Origin of the sequence: Lysinibacillus sp. FSL K6-1151 (assembly GCF_038630755.1) — a bacterium.
Classification (GTDB): domain Bacteria; phylum Bacillota; class Bacilli; order Bacillales_A; family Planococcaceae; genus Lysinibacillus; species Lysinibacillus fusiformis_D.
The window spans coordinates 1,645,876-1,666,037 of the sequence record NZ_CP152040.1 but is presented as its reverse complement, the minus strand read 5'-3'; the positions used below and the strand labels follow the sequence as shown (position 1 = coordinate 1,666,037).

At 39.0% G+C, this 20,162-nt stretch carries 17 protein-coding genes and 1 other RNA gene; all 18 read right to left on the bottom strand.

Annotated elements, in window-relative coordinates:
- Nucleotides 1-6: 6 nt before the first annotated feature.
- The 18 genes from MHI04_RS07845 to MHI04_RS07760 all read right to left on the bottom strand — a co-directional run bounded on the left by MHI04_RS07845 (nt 7) and on the right by MHI04_RS07760 (nt 20,134).
- Entirely contained in the window at nt 7-1,497 is a 1,491-nt protein-coding gene (locus MHI04_RS07845; RefSeq protein WP_051891579.1) for an aldehyde dehydrogenase family protein, read from the bottom strand.
- A gap of 15 nt (nt 1,498-1,512) precedes the next feature.
- Nucleotides 1,513-2,163: an ethanolamine utilization microcompartment protein EutL gene (eutL, locus tag MHI04_RS07840; protein ID WP_036118375.1), complete on the bottom strand. Its 651-nt coding sequence runs from the start codon at nt 2,161-2,163 to the stop codon at nt 1,513-1,515.
- Nucleotides 2,164-2,174: 11 nt separating this feature from the next.
- Nucleotides 2,175-3,185, bottom strand: coding sequence for an ethanolamine ammonia-lyase subunit EutC (gene eutC, locus MHI04_RS07835; protein ID WP_330493849.1), 1,011 nt, complete (start codon nt 3,183-3,185; stop codon nt 2,175-2,177).
- A 9-nt stretch (nt 3,186-3,194) separates the two neighbouring features.
- Complete coding sequence (locus MHI04_RS07830; protein ID WP_051891580.1) at nt 3,195-4,565, bottom strand: ethanolamine ammonia-lyase subunit EutB; 1,371 nt, start codon at nt 4,563-4,565, stop codon at nt 3,195-3,197.
- Between the two features lie 5 nt (nt 4,566-4,570).
- On the bottom strand, nt 4,571-5,992 hold the full coding sequence (locus tag MHI04_RS07825) for an ethanolamine ammonia-lyase reactivating factor EutA (protein WP_036118394.1): 1,422 nt from the start codon (nt 5,990-5,992) through the stop codon (nt 4,571-4,573).
- Between the two features lie 17 nt (nt 5,993-6,009).
- The gene (locus MHI04_RS07820; RefSeq protein ID WP_036118397.1) at nt 6,010-6,510 is read right to left on the bottom strand and encodes a EutP/PduV family microcompartment system protein; all 501 of its coding nucleotides are present in this window, start codon (nt 6,508-6,510) and stop codon (nt 6,010-6,012) included.
- Nucleotides 6,511-6,520: 10 nt separating this feature from the next.
- On the bottom strand, nt 6,521-6,862 hold the full coding sequence (locus tag MHI04_RS07815; RefSeq protein WP_036118401.1) for a BMC domain-containing protein: 342 nt from the start codon (nt 6,860-6,862) through the stop codon (nt 6,521-6,523).
- Nucleotides 6,863-6,888: 26 nt separating this feature from the next.
- Nucleotides 6,889-8,133 (bottom strand): ethanolamine utilization protein EutH, encoded by a 1,245-nt coding sequence (gene eutH, locus MHI04_RS07810; protein ID WP_036118404.1) that lies wholly within the window; start codon nt 8,131-8,133, stop codon nt 6,889-6,891.
- Between the two features lie 83 nt (nt 8,134-8,216).
- Nucleotides 8,217-8,795 carry a response regulator gene (locus tag MHI04_RS07805; RefSeq protein ID WP_036118407.1) on the bottom strand — a complete coding sequence of 193 codons (579 nt, stop codon included), beginning with the start codon at nt 8,793-8,795 and terminating at the stop codon, nt 8,217-8,219.
- On the bottom strand, nt 8,788-10,248 hold the full coding sequence (locus MHI04_RS07800; RefSeq protein WP_051891581.1) for a histidine kinase N-terminal domain-containing protein: 1,461 nt from the start codon (nt 10,246-10,248) through the stop codon (nt 8,788-8,790). The genes MHI04_RS07805 and MHI04_RS07800 overlap by 8 nt, the downstream gene beginning before the upstream one ends.
- A gap of 227 nt (nt 10,249-10,475) precedes the next feature.
- Nucleotides 10,476-12,383 (bottom strand): ATP-dependent DNA helicase, encoded by a 1,908-nt coding sequence (locus tag MHI04_RS07795; protein ID WP_089933170.1) that lies wholly within the window; start codon nt 12,381-12,383, stop codon nt 10,476-10,478.
- Nucleotides 12,384-12,468: 85 nt separating this feature from the next.
- Complete coding sequence (locus MHI04_RS07790) at nt 12,469-13,605, bottom strand: class I SAM-dependent RNA methyltransferase (RefSeq protein ID WP_036118413.1); 1,137 nt, start codon at nt 13,603-13,605, stop codon at nt 12,469-12,471.
- 3 nt (nt 13,606-13,608) lie between these two features.
- Nucleotides 13,609-15,354, bottom strand: coding sequence for a GGDEF domain-containing phosphodiesterase (locus MHI04_RS07785; RefSeq protein ID WP_036118414.1), 1,746 nt, complete (start codon nt 15,352-15,354; stop codon nt 13,609-13,611).
- A 404-nt stretch (nt 15,355-15,758) separates the two neighbouring features.
- Nucleotides 15,759-16,138, bottom strand: an RNA gene (rnpB, locus tag MHI04_RS07780) — RNase P RNA component class B.
- A gap of 61 nt (nt 16,139-16,199) precedes the next feature.
- Nucleotides 16,200-16,496: a cell division regulator GpsB gene (gpsB, locus tag MHI04_RS07775; RefSeq protein WP_036118417.1), complete on the bottom strand. Its 297-nt coding sequence runs from the start codon at nt 16,494-16,496 to the stop codon at nt 16,200-16,202.
- 121 nt (nt 16,497-16,617) lie between these two features.
- The gene (locus MHI04_RS07770) at nt 16,618-17,868 is read right to left on the bottom strand and encodes a ribonuclease H-like domain-containing protein (protein ID WP_342535490.1); all 1,251 of its coding nucleotides are present in this window, start codon (nt 17,866-17,868) and stop codon (nt 16,618-16,620) included.
- Between the two features lie 209 nt (nt 17,869-18,077).
- Nucleotides 18,078-19,136 carry a serine hydrolase domain-containing protein gene (locus MHI04_RS07765; RefSeq protein WP_342535489.1) on the bottom strand — a complete coding sequence of 353 codons (1,059 nt, stop codon included), beginning with the start codon at nt 19,134-19,136 and terminating at the stop codon, nt 18,078-18,080.
- 29 nt (nt 19,137-19,165) lie between these two features.
- Nucleotides 19,166-20,134 carry an ABC transporter substrate-binding protein gene (locus MHI04_RS07760; RefSeq protein WP_330493851.1) on the bottom strand — a complete coding sequence of 323 codons (969 nt, stop codon included), beginning with the start codon at nt 20,132-20,134 and terminating at the stop codon, nt 19,166-19,168.
- Nucleotides 20,135-20,162: the final 28 nt, after the last annotated feature.

Sequence of the window (20,162 nt, the reverse complement as noted above, 5' to 3'; positions counted from 1 at the left end):
TCCAAATTATTTATTTTGTAATGTGATTTGTTTTAATACTTGATCGACAATTTGCTGAACCATTGTCGTATCTAAAGAAGGTTCTTGTGCTACAACCGACTCGACAACGGACAGTACTTCAAATTCTGGTTTTGGCACTTCAACATCTTTAATACCGTACGCCATACGTTTAATATTTAATAGATGTCTTGCTGTTATATTATCTGACGTAATATTGCCGCCAAATGTACCGCAGCCTAATGTAAAGGATGGGGCTAGCCCCGTTGTGCCACCTACTGCACCGATAGATGATAATGTATTGACCACAATGCGTGATACTGGTAATTCAACGGAGAATTGCTCTGCTAATGCTGCATTTTCTGTGTGAATAGAGCATGTGTGTCCGCGTCCACCAATATTTAACAGGTCAATCATGACTTGCTTTGCTTCTGTACTGTTTTCTACTACATAAAGGGCAAAGATTGGTGACAATTTTTCAAGAGAAAACGGAATATTTTTACCGATCATCGTTTCCAATCCAACGAGTACTTTTGTATCGTCTGGTACCGTAATGCCAACAGAATCTGCTAAGCAAGTAGCTGATTTGCCAACAATCTGTGGATTTACTTTTCCAGGAACAGGCGAAATCAATTTCTCCATTTTGGCCTTTTCTTCAGCATTTAATAAATAAGCACCATTTTTCTTTAATTCTGTCTGCACTTGCTCTGCAATTGCCTTATCCACAATAATGGCTTGCTCTGTTGCACAGATTGTGCCATTATCGAACGATTTGCTTTGCACTAATTGACGTACAGATTTTTGAAGATTAGCCGATTTTTCGATGTAAGCTGGTACATTCCCTGGCCCTACACCATAAGCAGGTTTGCCAGAGCTATACGCTGCCTTCACCAATGCACCGCCACCAGTCGCTAAAATTAAATGAATGTCAGGATGCTTCATTAGCTGCTGTGTTGCCTCCATAGAAGACATCGTTAAACATTGTAGTAAACCTTCTGGTGCACCTGCTTTTTCAGCAGCTACTCGACAAATATCTAAAGCCTCTTTCGTACATTTCACGGCATATGGATGTGGACTAAGTACTAAGCCATTTCTTGTTTTTAAAGAAATAAGTGTTTTAAAGATGGCTGTAGAGGTTGGATTCGTCGTTGGCACTATACCTGCGATGACGCCAAAAGGACTAGCGATTTCGGCTACTTTTTTCATGCGGTCATAGCCCACAATGCCAACCGTTTTTAAGTCTTTGATATCCTCATAGACATCTCTTGAAGCCACTTCATTTTTCATCTTTTTATGGTTGGGAATACCCATCCCTGTTTCTTGCACCGCCATTTTTGCTAAACGGTCTGCTTCCTTAAAGGCAGCATCCGCAACAGCCTTCACAATGTTGTCTACTTGTTGCTGTGAAAATTGCATGTAGGCAGCCTGTGCTGTATTAGCATGTTTTACAGCATCTCTCATTTCCTGAATCGCTAATAAGTCTTTGTCTAATGTGGCCATAAAGCCGCCTCCTTTCTAGATCACTGGATTTCTAGCTACATTTTCAATAGCTTCTCTGAAAGCATTTGCCGCAGCCTCACATGACGATTGACTACCACTTAATAAGCCGCCACCAAAATTGGTTTCAGACGGAGGGCCAAAGAAAACCTTTAACTCCACATCTGCCGCTTTTAATGCTGCATCTAATCCAATCATTGCCTCTAATGGCGGTGCGATTAAATAAGCAAGTGGTGTGCCAACCTTTACATCTGCAAGCTCGGCAAGATACGTACCACAGCTTGCCACGGTATGGGCAAACAGGGCGTGATTGTCATTATGATTAATGGCTTCAAAGTACGTATCAAATTCAATTTTTTGTTGAATGGCATCAAGTCCACTACGAATTTCATCAGGTGAGCTTCCCGCAATGATGCCAATTACTTCACCTGACAATGGGCCAGATGCATGAGCCGCTCCCGCATAAAAACTCTTCGCATAGACAACATCGACATCTGCCTTTTTTGTTGCCTCGTCTAAGGCAACATAACCCACATCGTCGATTGTCAGTGTGACAAGTCCAATGCTGTGTTGATATGGCTTCAAATCTAACTGCTCTGCTAGTTCACTGTTCACTCTTGGAATGGTTTGCATCGCTAAAATTTGCGCCATAATTTTTTGAGGATTCATGGTTCAGCCCCCTAACCTTCTTTTGCGACAAGCTCTACACCACTTGCCTGATAATGCAAGATTTTTTCTACAATGGTTCCTAGATAAGCACCTGCTTCTAATGGTGGGATACCACCTTTATGGATATTTGATATCACCATACGCTCCGCTTCCACTGTACCGATTCTTGGCTTGTAGCATAGATACGCACTCATCGATTCAGCAGATACAAGCCCTGGACGTTCACCAATGAGATAAACAATCACTTCTGCCTGTAGCAGCTCACCAATTTCATCCATTAAAGCAACACGCCCTTTATCAATATAGAAAGTTGTGCCGATATCAATATTTAAATTGCTAAGACTTTGCTGAAGGGCTAAGTACACATCTTGCACATTTTCCTCAATCGCACTAGCACTTAAGCCATTCGAAATAATAATCTGTACTTTTGGTTGCGGCTTACATTTTTGCTGAATTAACGCTTTTGATTCGTCTGATAGACGACGACCTAAGTCAGGTCTTGTAATGTATTCCTCTTTATCCGTGACTTTCGTTGTGACCTGAAAGACATCAAGCTTTTGTAAAAGACCCTCGGACACTTCACCATACACGGCATCCACTGCAGCAGCATGATCGAGTCGGAATTTTAACCAAGTTTTTGTTTTTGGTCTTGTCCCCGCTCTTCCAACGCCAATTCGAGCAGGTGTATGTTTTTTAGCGGCTTGTACACTATCCGTTAACGTATCTGCCTCAAACTGAAAAGGCTTAATCGACACAGCTACATTGATGGGTTGTTCGAAAGTAGCAGTAGGAGCTACCGTCGCCTGCTGTGGAGCTCCATGCTGATACAGCTGAATTAATGGCTCCTGCGATGTTGCTCTTGATGTTGTTGTTTCTGTTGCCTGATGTGCTGCTGTATCATAAAACGTAATAAGAGGTTGTTCTGTTGGAGTAGCTACCGTTTCAGGCACTTGGCTCTCGGTGCTTTTCTCCATCTTTTCCATAACAAGCTGTGTAATCATAGAGACTAATTGATCATTCACTGGACTCACCTACCTTTCAAAAATGGATAAATCGCCAGCTCTTGCTGAAAGTCGACCATTTTCATAAATGCCCATTTTCTCTAACCATGCTAAATATTCTGGTGCTGGTTTTTTACCAAATGTTTGGAGTAATGTAGCCACATCATGGAAGCTCATTGATTGATAGTTGAGCATAACATCATCACCCATCGGCGCAGCAATAATAAAGTTAACGCCAGCTGCTGTTAGTAGCACACTTAAATCTTCAACATCATTTTGGTCCGCCTTAATATGGTTGGTATAACAAATATCTACACCCATTGGAATACCGTGCATTTTGCCCATGAAATGATCTTCTAGACCTGCTCGAATAACCTGTTTATTATTGTATAAATACTCTGGACCGATAAAGCCCACTACTGTGTTCACAATGTAAGGATTAAAATGTCTTGCAAATCCATAATTGCGAGATTCGAGTGTTACTTGGTCAATGTCCATATGAGCCTCTGCCGATAGCTCTGAGCCTTGGCCCGTTTCAAAGTAGAATAAATTTGGGCCAGTACCCGTTCCTTGCTTTTTAATGAGCTCCTCTGCTTCTCTTATTAAATCCGCAGAAATACCGAACGAACGGTTGGCAATTTCCGTCCCAGCAATACTTTGGAAAATCATATCTGCTGGTGCGCCTTGCTTAATTGCTTTCATCTGTGTTGTGATATGAGCTAGGACACAGTTTTGTGTAGGGATGGACCAATCATTGATAAATTCTTTTGTAGCCGTAAGTACCTTTTTGACACTTTCAACTGAATCATCTACAGGATTAATACCGATAACAGCATCTCCAATACCATAAGACAGTCCTTCTTTTAGTGAGGCGATGATGCCATCAATATTGTCTGTTGGATGGTTTGGCTGTAGGCGAGAGGACAGTGTCCCTTTTTGCCCAATGGTAATATTACACGTTGACAGTATTTCTACTTTATTGGCTGCATGAACAAGATCTAGATTTGACATGAGCTTTGTGACAGCAGCAATAATTTCTGAATTCATCCCTTTACTTAATCGCTTTAATTCACGATCCCCTGTGTCATTCGATAAAATATATTCACGCAGCTGCTCGATGCTCCAGTTTTTGATTTCTCCATAGATTTGCTCATTAATATCGCCCTCAATAATGCGTGAAACCTCATCATTTTCCTGCGGCACTAATGGATTTTCTCGGATATCTTTGACTAAAAGCTCACTTAATACAGCTTTAGCTGCAATTCGTTGTTGAACCGTCTCAGCTGCAATACCAGCTAGCCGATCGCCTGATTTTTCTTCATTGGCCTTAGCCATTACATCTTTTAATGATTTAAAATTATATTTTTCTCCACCAAATATCACCGATAGATTCACATTCATCCTCCTTACTTTGAGTGGAAGGCAAGGGTCTTCACCACAACAGGAACAACGCCAGATGGCAGAGCCTCTCCAATGTCGATATAATCGCCCGTCTCCACTTTAATTTGATCGATGCAAATAATTGGTACTGTCGCATGAATGGCTTGTATGGTCTGTCCAATAATCTTTGCGTAATCTGATTGAATGACTATGATAATTGGTATGTCCTTGGAGCATCTTGTCGCCAAATGTTGCAAAATAGCCTGGCACAATGCATGTACATCCTGAAAGCTTAAATACGGCAATTCGCTAAAATAGAGTGCGAAAGGCGAACGATTATCCTGGATGGAAAATAAATCATCTGCTCGCTCTACGGCTGTCTTCACCGTAGTATTAAAATCTTTCGCTGACTCCATATGGCAGTTGAAAACAGGTACATTTTTTAGTGGTAACACCTCGGCATCTACCTGAATGGTTGCCCCGCTAATTTCAGTTGTTTGTGTACCCGCTCCAGTGACTGTTGCACGTGCTGTTTCTTCTGGTCGTAGCCATAAAAACGATTGTAGTTGCTCATGTTGTATAAGCATTTTCGCTAATTTTTCGCCTATATCATCATATTGGCGCTGAGTACATTCATTTTCATAAATACAGGAAGCTACACCACCAGAAAAGACGATGGCATCCACTGGTTTATGCCAGTTCGGTAAATGCCCTAGTAATAATGGATGCTCTCCATCGGTACACTGTCCACTAAGAATCATGGCAAGTGTTCCAACCATTTCGTCAATACATTGTGAAACACGAGCATCATCGGCCGCATCACCGACAGCTAGCGGATTAGCCCATTGTTCCATTAGTCGCATGAGTGGCGGAGAAATTGATTGAACCCTCCCATCCTTAAATTCAATCAATCTACCACCAACATGTAAGGTACATGTACCAATAACTTCTCCAAACTGCATCACAGCAATATTGGCAGTTCCTCCGCCAATATCAATATTGGCAATCACCTTAGCTGAATTCTTTGATTGCTGTAGGGTACCAGCCCCTTTAGCAGCAATGATGGCCTCTAAATCAGGACCAGCGGTAGCAACTAAAAAATGACCTGCACCATCGGCAATGGTATGGACAACCTCGCTTGCATTTTCCTTCGTGGCCGATTCGCCTGTAATAATAATGGCACCTGTTGAAATGTCAGTTGGTGCGATTTGTGCTAATTGATATTGCTGAAAAATAAATTCTTCAATTTTTTTCATATCGATGATGTCTCGATTGATAAAAGGTGTTTTAATGATTGGACTTTGATGTAACACCGTTTTCTCAATAATTTCAATCCTTGGCACATGTGTCACACCAGCCACATTCTTTAACAGAAAACTACTGACCACCATTTTGGTAGTACTTGTCCCAATATCAATGCCTGCACTAAATATTTTTTCAGTTTTCACCCTATACCTCCCTCTCGCTACTGTGAGCAATACATGAGATACGGACTATCGCGATCCTTGACGAATTGACGAATTTCTTCCTGTGTCGTAAGTTGAATCAATGGTTCAATCAACTCGATGCCTAACTTTTGCCAGGAAGAGGTTTTCACGATGGGCCCATGTGTCATCACATTTTTTAATAAGGCTATAGCCCTTTCCATATTGGCATTAGGGGCATCTATCTTGGTAATAACACCAATCTGTATTTTAGGAATCCCTAAGCTAAATTGCGGAGGGAACACACTTCTTGCAGAGGTGGCATCCTGCAAGTAAATGACATGGGTTACTTCCAATGAAGTTGCCATAATATTCCTGTAATACATTGGATTTTCAACATATTCACCTGGTGTATCAACAATCCAGTCATCATAAACGAGTGCTTGTGTTTTATTGGCACTGCTTTCTTTACCCAACAACGTATTCATCAATGTTGACTTTCCTGCCTGCACACCGCCTATTATCATTACTCGATTTTTCATATGACACATCCTATGATTTTGTTATTTTTGATGGTGTATAACCTAATACCTCAGATAAAAAACGATTAATTTCTAACATCGCCATTTCCACCTCTGATACACTACCAACAATAACGAGACTACCTGTAAAACGATCTAAAAATCCTAGTCTGACATTGGCAGCCTTTGTCGCTAAATCTCCTGCGATAATCACCGTTTCACTTGGGGTACACGTCATAATGCCCAGTGCGCCCGATTCTTGGATACCCAGCTTTTGAAACATATCGGGATCAGGATTGGCTATAAGGTGACTCAATGTTAGCTGTTTACCCGGCACAAACTCCTGAATAAATCTTTTTTTCTCTTCACTCACACGTCATCACCTCACTTTTTAATCAATTAAGATTTTTGATCTGTTAAATATTCGCCTTCTTTAATAATGCCTGCCTTGCGATCCTCAATTTCCAGCCTTAATGCAGTTGGTACAGAAAGCTTATAAGCAAAAATAATCGCAATAACACCAGCTAAAAACTTCCCAGCGATTACAGGTAAAATAATGGTTGGCTGGAAGTTAGCTGTGAATGATAAGTGATCGCCTAATAAAAAGGCTGAACATACACCAAACGCGATGTTAATTACTTTATCCTTCGGTGGCATATGGCGAATCAGTGTAAACATCGCCAAAATATTAGCAATTGTTGCTAAAATTCCCGCACTTCCTACAGATGATAAACCTAATTTTTTACCAGCCGCTTCAAGTGGTTTGGAAGCATATTTTCGAATTAAATACACCATTGGGAACGCACCCGCTAGCATAATTCCAATATAACCAGCTGTTTCTAATGCCCGGAATTGGTCGATTTCATCAGCCATGATTGGATCGAAGCCCCACGCACCAAATATCTTTGTAAAAATACCTGTGAAAATCTCTACAATCGAGAACACTAATACTAATTTAATCCCCGCATCCATCACGCGTCCGAATATCATGAAGCCTGCAATCATACCGTTCGGAATAAGCTTTAAGCCTAGTGCGATTAAAATAACGAAAATGAATAACGGTAGTAAATTAATTAATATTTGTAAAACAGAAATGGCAAACACATATGTAGGTGCCTCTGTTGTACTAATAACTTCACGTACTTCTGTGTTAAATAGCACGATCATGATCGACGAAATAAATGCACCAATCGGAATTGTTAATACGCCAGCCATAATACCTAGCGCCATATATTTATGATCACGCTTATCTAACATCGCAAGACCCATTGGAATTGAGAATACAATGGTAGCACCTGACATAAAGCCAACAACAAGAGCCATTACCCATCCCTCATAAGACTCCTTTAACGCATTGGCTAATTGGTAACCACCCATGTCTGAAGCTAAAATTGTCGTCGCTGCAATCGCAGGATCTGCACCAATTAACTCAAAAATCGGACTAATAAAATGACTAATAAACCATGTTAAGTAAGGTATAGCTGCCATGATCCCTGCTGCTGGGACAAAAATATGCCCAACGGTATGAATCCCATTCATAAATTCTTTCCCAATCCCATACTCAGCATCTCGGATAGCCCCGATTGCCCCTAAAACAGCACAAATCATAATAATATAAACGATAATCGTTCCTATCATTGCCATCTTACTCATCACCCCTTTTTCATTATTAAATTTATATAAAAAAAGGCACTTTAAAGAAGAAATCTCTTTAAAGCGCCTTTGCTTCAACTATTGACTTGTAAGGTGTTTATAATTTGCTGTGCAATGTGTACCATTTCCTGTTGTGTTTGCATGCTTTCATTGCGAATCTTACGGTAAGCCTCGTCCTCACTAATGTTTTCAGCCTGCATGAGCAAACCCTTTGCTCGTTCAATGATTTTTCGTTTTTCCAATTGTGTTTGCTTATGTAAGATCTCGCCATTGAGTCGGTTAAATTTATCAATTTGATGAAAAGCAACCTCTAACACAGGCAACACATTTTTCTCAGAAAACGGTTTCATGACATAGCCTAATATATTGTCTTGCTTCATGTATAGCAACAATTCTTTTTCACTGTATGCCGAGATGAAAAGAACGGGTATACCAAGCTGTTGTTCAATAATTTTACTTGCCTTCAACCCATCAAGTTTAGGCATTTTAATGTCCATTAAGATTAATTGCGGTTTATGTAAAAAGGCTAATTCAATGGCTGTTTCCCCATTACTCGCCTGTGCTACTACTTCGTAGCCATTGTCTTCTAACATAAACTTCAAATCAATCGCAATCAGTGATTCATCTTCGACAATCATAACTTTCCTAGTCATTTACGATAAATACCTCCTCACTTACAGGAAACTGAATTTGAGTATGTGTACCTTCTTCACTAGGGATAATTGAAAATGAGCCAGCTAAATCATACTCTACAAGCCTTGTGATAATCTCCATCCCAAAAGATGCCTTCACCTCTTGCATTCCAACGCCGTTGTCAGAAATATGGAGTGAAATAGTAGACTCTTCCTGAATGAATTGAATATCAATGGTTCCTTCATCACGACCGATAAAAGCATACTTTAATGCATTTTGCAGGAGCTCGCAAATAATGAGTGCGAGAGATACCGCTTTTTTTGAATGACAGAATAGCTGCAAATTATCATGTTGAAAGGCTAGTTGAATAGTTGCTGTATTGGACGTATCAATCATTTTATGACCAATTTTTTTAGCTAACGCGATAACATCTACTTTTTCTTCAGCGTTATCTTCATTTTCTAAAATAAGCTCATAAACAGATGAAATACTATATATTCGATTTAATGCCTCTTGAAAAGCACTTGCATTCGCAGCAGACCGATCATTGCGCATTTGCAGGCGTAATAAGCTTGTCACTGTCTGAAGATTATTTTTCACGCGGTGGTGAATTTCTCGTATCGCAAAGGTTTTCATCATTAGCTCATTTTCTTTCAGCTTAAGCTCTGTTAGATCATGAATAATGAGTAGAGTGACCTTCTCGTTTTGACTGCGAATCGGAATTTTCTTTACAATAAAGGATTTACGATCAATTGTAATTTCTAAGAAAAAGACATCATCGCCTTTATCATAGACTTCCTGTAAAAAAGGTAAAATTTTATCCAATGCAACATTGTCAAAGTTCTCTAATCCCGATAGCTCAGAAATAAAATGATAGCCAGCAGGATTGCTATAAATCACTTTATTTTCATGATTGGTGAGAATTATGGACTCTACAAGTAAATCAGAAACTACGGGTATCGGTTGCGGATTCGGTTCTACAATATGCTCAATTAAAGCAAAAGGCATATTTTGAAAATCATCTTTCGGTGTCGTTTGCATCTTCACCATTTTTTCCTGAATCAACACAGCAATCACTTGCTGTTGCTCATTAAAAATAGGCATCACATTTTGCTCTACCGTAATCCCTTCCTGCGTAATCGCTCTGGAAATAGAAGATTTTTCTTGATGTTTGAATGCAGCAAATACAGCTGGTTCAAAACTTTCAAATACGAATTTTCCGATAACTGATTTTTCATATAAACCAATTTCCTTTTTCGGGAATGCCTCTGCCACAACAATTGCATGCGGTAAATTTTCCAGCAGGCAATCTATGAACATATAACAATCAGTCAACTCAGCATAATACGTTAGCGTAGCTTCAATTTCTATTAACTTGTCAATATCCGTTGCCGATAGATTTGTATATTTTCTACACAATGATTGAATGTTCGACAGGTTTAAGCCCCCTATCAAGGAATAGTCAGCAAGCAATTTGACTATTCTTAAAAATTCTTGTCATTATTATAAACCTTTTGTGAAATTATTTTCAATACAAAAAATATTTTCTTTCACCAAATTTCGTTGCATTACAAAGAACTATATAGCTTAAAAGAGAAATATTCAACAGTTTTTTAAACCACCACATTACATCCATACCCATAATGTTATTTTAATATATTAAAAAAGCGAGCTTACCTTTATGGCAAACTCGCTTTTTTCTATTTTATTTCTGGTACAACCGCTACTATATTTTCAAAGGCTGCACGTTGTTTTTGTTCTTCTTCATTTAATAAAATATGAATATCTCCATGGTCATTAGATGTACGGATTAAGCGACCCATCCCTTGCTGCAAGCGTAGTTGCATGAAAGGTAGTTCCACTTCTTCAAATGGATTTTCAGCAAACGTACGTTTCGCATCAAATAATGGATCCTGTGGAGGAAATGGTAAATCATAAATAATCACACGTGTTAAGGCTTCCTCAGGTAAATCTAAGCCTTCCCATAAATGATAGGAGCATAATGTTTTAATAGTCCCCTGCTGGAAATCTCGAACAATGGCTGATAGCTCTCGATCTCCTTCAAATGCTACATACATACGCTCCATAATCGGCAATTCTGCCTTAAAGTTTAGCATGGCTTGCTTTGATTTAAATAAAATCAATGTTTGCTCGCCATCACGCAGCAATTGCTGAACACGCGCTGTTTTGTCACGTTGCGTAAGCTCATGTAAATAAATTTTCATCACTTCTTCATAGTCGAATGGAGAAGGCACAGAAAATGATTGGTAATCGCGAATACCTAAACTGTAGGCAATGTAAGAAAAGTCTTTATTGACCGATAATGTGGCAGAAGAAAAGACGATTGGAAGCTTTTTAGAGAATAATTTTTCTGCTAAAACTTCTGTGATTAAACGAGGCATAATGACAAGCGTTTCCTCGCCATCTGTTTCCTCTAACCAATCCACCGCATCTCCCTGTGCTATGAAAATACGTAAGGAAGCCTCATATTGTTCTAAGTATTCTTCCGCCATATTTAACTCATATTCAGGAATCATATACATTTCTGATTCAAAGACGAATTCTTCCATCAAAACTTCCACATCATTTATTAGCTGCTTCCCATAATCAAGTAATGCTTTCGATTTGTTTATACGTTTACGATCCTCATTTGAAGCAACGATATCATCACGAAGCTGATCAAAAAATAGCTCATGATCATCCTGTAATTTTTCCATCGCATACAGTGTACGCTCGCGTACGCCATCTACCATCAATCGCTCTAATAATTGTACGATGGTAGTTGCCTGAACTTTATATGTCATTGCCTTTTGCGCAGCATATTCCAATAAATGCCCTTCATCTAACACAATCATCGATACCTCTGGCAGTAAAGCAAGCTGACCTTCACGCTCACGAGATTCCTTTGTAGCCAAATGCTCCATTAAAAAATCCTGAGAACAAATGACAAGATCTGTTGATTTACGATAATGGGAGCGATGCAACGTTTGCCCACAGCGATTACGCAGCTCACAAACAGAACATTGCATAATGGCATTGTAATTCACTTTTTGCCAATCCTCATCACTAACCGTTGGATAGTCACTACGTTCTCCATATGGCTGTAAAGCAATCATAGAGCCTTGTGCATAGACACCATCAGGGATGGAAAAGGCAATATCATCAATCCATTCATCAGTCTCCACTTTTTCTGCTTCCTCAAAGCGTTTTAAGCATAAATATTGGTCTCTCGATTTTGCAAGACGAACATCTATATCGAGCCCTAACGTTTTTTGGAGTTTATAAATATCGCCCCCCTCTTTCACGAGTTGGTCGATTAATGTTTCATCTGCACAAGCAATTAGCGCAGGCTTCCCTGTGTAGCGTGCATAAGAGATGGCTGGTAATAAATAAGCGATTGTTTTCCCAGTTCCTACGCCTGCCTCTGCAAAGAGGATATTTTTTTCTTTCAGTGCTTGCTCTATTTGATAAGCCATAAAAATTTGCTCATCACGGCATTCAAAGCCTTTTTCAGGTAATTCATCATAAAGGACATCGCCCATCCAATCACCTAATGATTCAAAAAATGAACGGTCCTTTGATAATGCAAATGGTAAAGATTTACGCAATTGATGTTCCCCCTCTAACTATCTGGTGCTATTATACGCGACGAAACGGAAGATAAGAAAAGATCTTATCTTCCGTTACTATTCGTTAATCTCTTTTAGACTTTTGACCCCAGAACTGATAATAATTTGTTTCAATAAAACCATTAAATAATTTTCGTTTCTTCGTCGCTTGGCGTCCATATAATTCTTCAAAATTTTTCATGGAGGATAGCATATACACAGACCAAGATGGATAGTTTTTCATGACTTTCCCGACATCACGGATTACCTGCTCCACGACTTCTACATCACCAATACGTTCTCCATATGGTGGGTTCCCAATCATGACACCATCCGTTAACTGTGTTGTAAAATCGCGTGCTTGCATTTGCTTAAACGTGATTAACTCACCAAAGCCCGCTTCTATTGCGTTTTCTTGTGCAATGCTGACCATACGATGGTCAATATCAGAACCAATAATTTCTAATGGCTGATCATAATTGGCTAAACTTTCCGCTTCATCACGGACTTGATCCCAGATGGCCGCTTTCATCCAAGGCCAATCCTCAGAAATAAATTCACGGTTATACCCTGGTGCAATATTTTGTCCAAACATTGCCGCTTCAAGTGTAATAGTACCAGAGCCACAGAATGGGTCAACGAACGGACGATTTGGATTCCACTTCGAAATTTGCACAAGTGCCGCCGCTAACGTTTCCTTTAACGGTGCCTCCCCTTGTGCCTGACGATAGCCACGCTTATGTAAGCCTGCGCCAGATGTATCAATAGTCAGTGTCGCCACATCTTTTAAAATCGAAACCTCAATTTTGTAAGTCGCACCCGATTCATCTAAAAAGCCAAGTCGTTTATAATGCTGTTTCATTCGTTCAACGATTGCTTTTTTGGTAATTGCTTGGCAATCTGGTACACTAAATAATTTCGATTTTACAGATTTCCCTGAAACCGGAAAAGCCGCATCCACAGGTAAATATTTTTCCCATGGTAATGCTTTGACACTTTCGAATAATTGCTCAAAAGATTTTGCTGGGAATTGTCCAACGACTATCTTGACACGATCCGCTACACGCAACCATAAATTGGTGCGTGCGATAGCCGTTTCATCGCCCTCAAAATATACTTTGCCATTTTCAACAGTTGTTTCATAGCCAAGAGCTTTTACTTCTTGGGCCACAATAGACTCTAAGCCCATTGCTGACGTAGCTACTAATTGATAGTTTGCCATAACTTATTTCCTTCCTTGATGCTCAATTTCCCAAAACTCCATAAACTCAATGAGATCGTTTAATGGTAATGGTTTGCTGTAATAATAGCCCTGGATAATATCACAGTTCATTTTACGTAGTATATCCACTTGTTGTGCCTGTTCTACACCCTCAGCAACAACTTTCATTTTTAGGCGATGGGACATTTGAATAATCGCATCTACAACTGCCTGTTTTTCATCGAGTGAGCCAATATGCTGAATAAAGCTTCGATCAATTTTTAAACAATCTAATGGAAAGCGAACTAAATAGCTTAGGGATGAATAGCCTGTCCCAAAATCGTCGATTGAGATTTTAAAGCCTAATTGTTTCAAACGAACCAATTTACTAACCGTCTCGTTCGCACTGTTCATCACCGTTCGCTCCGTCACTTCTATTTCAAAATTATTAGCTGGCATATTATAGCGCTCTAATATGGCTTGTATCGATTCTAAAAAATTCTGCTGTTTAAAGTGTATACTCGATATATTAATGGCAACAGGTATTTTCCAACCCTGTTGCTGCATTTGAATAACTGCCTCACATGCTTTTTCAATAATAAGCTCACTTAACGGAATGATTAAACCCGTATCCTCCGCATAGGAAATAAACTCCGCAGGTGACACAAAGCCTAACCTCTCGCTATTCCAGCGAGCCAGTGCCTCTAAGCCTTGAATTTGCTCATCTTCCATCGAAATCTTCGGCTGAAAATGCAGCTCAAATTCACGGTTTTCTATAGCTTTTCTTAGCTCTGAATCTAGCAATAAAACGCGCTGTGCGTCTGTTTGTAGTTCATCAAAATAAAAGGAATAGCCGTTTAATTCATTCTTTTTGGAATAGGTCATTGCTCGATCTGCACAATTGATGAGTTGTTCTGTATTTTTACCATCTACTGGATAAACACTAATACCCACACTTGTCGACATAAAAACTTCCTGACCGTTAATCATCATTGGTTGTTCGATACAACTAATAATTTGATCAGCAAATTTTGCAGCCTCTTTCACATTTTTCACATTGGTTAAAGTAATGACGAATTCATCGCCACCATATCTAGCAATAATGTCTTTGTTTTTTAGTAGCTGTTTTAGACGATTTGCTACTTCTTTCAAAATTAAATCTCCAACAGCATGGCCTAATGTATCATTAATTTGCTTAAATCGATCCAAATCTAAGAAATAGATCGCATGCTGCACTGAATGAGAAATAGCAGAAGTCGATTCTAAGAGATTATCCATTCTTTCAATATAGGCAAAACGATTGGATACATCTGTTAATGAATCCGTAAGCAAACGCTTTTCTAATTCGTTTTCTACTATTTTTCTTTCAGACAAATCTGTGAAAATACCACAGTAATTTGTAACCTCACCCTCATCGTTGGTTACACAAACAATTGTTAACCATTCAGGATATACGTCTCCAGTTTTACGACGATTCCATATCTCACCTTGCCAAATGCCTTCTTGTCGTATCTGTTCCCACATCTCTAAATAGAATGGCAACTCATGTACACCTGATTGTAATACGGCTGGCGTTTTTCCAACCACCTCATCACGTGTATAGCCTGTAACAAATTCAAAGGCAGGATTGACCATTACTATCTTTTTGAATTCATCTGTAATCATGATACCTTCAGATACATTTTCGAAGATTTTAAGTATTAAGGTAGTCGGATATTTAGAAATCAGCTTTAGTTTATCCATACTTTCCCAATTGTTTACTCCGTTCATGTTTCCGCTCCATCCTATCTCTCTATACTCCCCCTCAAAGGGCATTTATGTCAGGTTAACCGGTATGTAATCCATTCCGCCTCAGCTAATTGTGTCCAGATATTTTCGAACTTACATGTTCTGCAAATTACTAAAATCTGCGCCATTCGCCAGAGGCTTTATCTTGATCAACGGGTGTTTAGACACCCGATAAAATATGCCATCAAGAGCAATACATCACGTGGATGCGATAGCCGTTTTCAGATGTTATGACTTAGAAGCGGTAGCGATATATTCGCCATTTTCAAACGTATCGCGCATACCAAGACTTGATTAACAAGGTTACTTTTTCCTCATGAACTCAAAATAAAAGCTCTCCACCGAATTGGAGAGCGTTTGATATTTCGTAGATAAGCATCAAAAAATTCCATAAGCCATGTTTTGTTCCTGAGTACTCAAACAGCTTGCGCCTCGTACGATCAGGTGGTAACCATCTATCTACAGAGCATACTCTGTCCCTCTATCCGTTCAATTCCTTCAAGAGAGTGCCCCTACCATAATTTGGGTTTCTCACTCGTGGGGTTTACCTCGTTCCACCTTGCATGTTTCCAAGCAAGCTTCGTCACTGTGGCACTTTCAGGAAGTGTCAACCATATCCTAGGACTTAGGTTTTCCTTCCGCCGTCAGCTTGAACAGCTGCCTTACCTTATTTTTTCAGTAAGCACGAACACTACGGACATCTCAGAACCGTGTGAGCATGGACTTTCCTCTACGACGTCTAGCGCCGCAGCGATTACCAGAATTTCATGATGATACGAAAGATTATACTAGAGTTTTATGTTAAATACAATATAATTAATAAAAAATTATTCGTATAGCTTGCTGCCAAATACATGCTTTTCCAAATTAGAAAGACGTTTTAAAATATCAAAATTAGTTGTACCAGCAGCTGCTGATGCAACTGGTTGTCTCTTTGGGGTACTATCAATTTCTTCTTTTAACTGTCTATTTTCTTCACGTAGTTGGGCCACCGCTTTTTCAAACGTTTCATAATCTTGAATAATTTCATCAAGAAAAGAATCTACTTCTTCTACATTGTAGCCTTTAAAGTTCTTTTTAAATTCCTTTTCAAGGATCATTTTTGACGTTAATTTAATGTCCATTCACATCGCCCTTCCTCACACTACATACACGAATACATTATAGCATACTTCATCACATTATATCGTCTGAAAACACCAATTGTAAGGCTAAACTTGTCGTTTCTTGCGCTTCCCCAGGAAATTATTTCTTATTTCCTAATCTGTGTAATCGCTTTTCCCACGAAATTTCCCATTTTTGTTTTTGTTCTATTCTCCATTGCTCATGATTTTGAATAAGACGTATGCCTTCTTGCGTATAATAAAGGGCCTGGTCATAGTCTTTCATTTGATGCTCATAAAGTATGGCTAACTGCTCAAGGGCATGTAACTTTGTCCTTGGTTCAACAAAATGGAGAGAGGCTACAAATGAGTCAATAGCTTCATTATAACGTTTTCCCTTTTTATGCTGTAACGCTAAATAATATTGAGCATTCCCCGCTTCTAGTGCATCAAATTGCATTGTCACCTTTTCTAAAACCCTTACGCTTTGTGTGCTTTCTTTTAAATCGCCATACCATTTCCCAATATTGGTGAAGGTTTTTGCTGATTCCTCATGGTCCTCTTCAAACAATAATTGCGTTGAATGACTATAAAGTGTGATGAGGGACAGTAAATCCCACTCATTATGAAGCAGCACCTTCATAAGAGCGTCAGGTATGCCACTTTTCACAGCATCTAAATAAATAATTGGTGCAAGATGGCCTGGAATATCTCCTATACGAGAAAAACCAAGTTTCTCTTCCTCCACAGATTTTAATTTTAAGCGCTCCATATCATTTTTCCATAAACGCTTCGAACTATGCAACAAATCAATCTGTCGCTGCGCTCGTAATTTTGGTAATGTTTTTTGATGGAGCGTCCATCTCGTTTCAAGTTGCGGCCAATCAAAGCTTTTCCCATTGTAGGTAATCACAGTCGCTGATTTTTGCCAAAGCTTTGATTCAAACAAGAAAGCTGCCTCATGTGCAGGATCTGCAAGAATATATTGAGTCAATTTAAAACATTCTTCGTCTACCTCTAAAAACCCAAGCAAAAAAATATGCGTACCAACACCTTTTAAGCCCGTCGTTTCCGTATCAAAAAATAATACAGGCTCCTGTAAATCAAGTGCATAAGGATGGTCAAACTCGGCACCCTGCCATTTTTTCAAGGCATCAAAGAATGACTGTAGCTGATAATGACCATGCTGATAAGAAAACGGATACTGCACATGACGCTTAAACACAATCCCAAAATCATTTTCTACAACCGTAAGCCCCGCCTTTTCCCAGCGCTCGGTATAGCTCGGCTTAGCGGGCTTTTGATAAGCTGGTTCTTCTACCTTTTGTTGAGCTGCTGTTGGTTTTTTACCAAGCATTTTTTTCATTTGTAGTATTTTATTTTCGTAAGACATGCATTTCACTCATTTTCTGCTTATAGTATAAGACTCTCTTGCAAGATTACCATGATTGTTAGACTCATTCAAAGTCATTTCGTCTAGTTTTTCACACTGACGAGCAGAAGTTAACCTAAAACTATCACGACCTATAGCATACTATCCACAAAATTAAGATAAAAAAACTCAATGGAAAAAGTCCCACTGAGTTTCTATCTGTATCACATTCAATGAAATATATATGTTTCAATTTGCTGTAACCAATCTGATACGCTTTCATGCAGGTTATCTTCTGTATGGTATTCTACATTATTAAGGATAATAATGGTGTAATCAGTCTCTATATAACAGCATAACATCGTGGTATAACCTGGCCAACCACCACTATGGAATACCTTTTTCCCTGTTTTTGGTGATTGATCAATGAACCAACCAAAGCCACATGGTGTCTTTTGACCATCCTTTGTCACAATTGAGGACATAGCCAATTCAAGAGATGATGCACAAAGCAAATCCCCCCTTTTTAGTGCTCTATCCAACGAAAGTAAGTCCATTATGGTTGAATGAATCATTCCATCTCCTTGGATTCCGTCTAAATAGTTCACAAACTCATAACCTGGAAGGTCGTCAGGCAAGGAGATTAATGCACTATTCTCATCACGGATATAGCCAAAAGCAAAATCCTCAACATCTTCAGGATGATACCTGCGATTCATGACCCTTGTTCGTTGCATTGCTGACGGTTTAAATATATGCTGTAACATGAACATGGCATAGGACATATCTGATACTTTTTCAATTATCATTGCCAGGCAAACATAACCTGTATTACTATATTGATACTTTTCACCTGAGTCAAAATAGAGCGGTGGTCTATGTTCCGTTAGTAAACGTAGTACATCTCTATTCGTCGCAATACAATGATGATCCCAGTGGCTTTCGAATAATTCCATATAATCTGGCAATCCAGATGTATGTGTTAATGCATGTCGTAAAGTAATGGTTTCGTATGGAAATGAGGGAATCCATTTCTTGATAGTGTCATCATAATTAAGTTTCCCTTGTTCCTCGAGAATCATAATGCCCATGGCTGTCATAGGCTTCGTTACTGAAGCTAACTCAAATAAGGAATTTTCGGAAAGCTTCTTGCCACTATGGTAATTTGATAAGCCAAAAGTACCTATATAAATAGGTTTACCTTCCTTCGCTACTAAAATATTGCCTGAGAAAAGCCCTTGTTCAAATTTTGACATAAATAGTTGCTCAAGTTCCTCTGATAATTTCACACAATCGCTCCTTATCACCTTTACGTATTTTAGTTACTTAATGCTTCCATAGTTGCTTCTAAAATACGAATTCGACCATTCAATGTCCCTCCACCCATTACCAATGGATCTACGGCATTAATAAAAACTTGATTGCTTTCGACTGCCTTTAATCCTTTCCAAACTGGGCTTTGTTGAAGCTCCTCAAGTATACTTCCATCCATATCATTTTCATAAAGATCATACTGAATAAAAATATAATCTGGATTGGCTTGATAGAGGCCCTCCAAAGTAATAACGGTTTGCTGATTCACCTTGTTAATAGCTTCTGGCACAGGGAGATTCAATTCACCGTATAGTACATCATTGAGAAATACGTCTTTAGGGTAAATCATCATTTCGCCACCTCGAATACGTATGGCTACTATATCCTTGTCTTGGAATGAGTCGAGATAATGGATAGCATTTTGCTTATCCTGATGGTATTGATCAATAAGTGTTTTTGCTTTTTCAGCCTTTCCAGTAATCTCAGCTAGCATTTCAAGATTCTCCTGCCAATCTGGTCCATAATGAGAAGTTGGAATTACTGGTGCGATTTTCTCTAACTGTTCTAAAACTTTTGGATCTTCCATATCTGTACTGATAATTAAATCTGGTGCAAGTTGCAAAACGTACTCCAAACTGTCCCCACTCGTTGTTAATAAAGGAATTGTATTCGCCGTAACGTCGCCAAAAAAACTGGGGAATGGCTCCTCATCACTACCAATTGCACTTGCTGCATAGGGTTCTATGCCCAAAATCACAGCATCCTCAATGGATTCAAAGGCATTTAAAAAGAGAATTTTCTCTGGTTTTACTGGAACGCTGTAGTGATTATTTAAATAAGTAATTTTTGTTGTCTGTTCTTCACTTTCCTTTTTTTGCAAGTCAGATGATGTTGATTCTTCCTTATCTTTTGTACATGCAGATAAAGTTAAAGTTAATACTATGATGCTTAAAATGACCATAGTTTTCTTCATCAAGAACGCCTCCTTTTACGCTAATCTC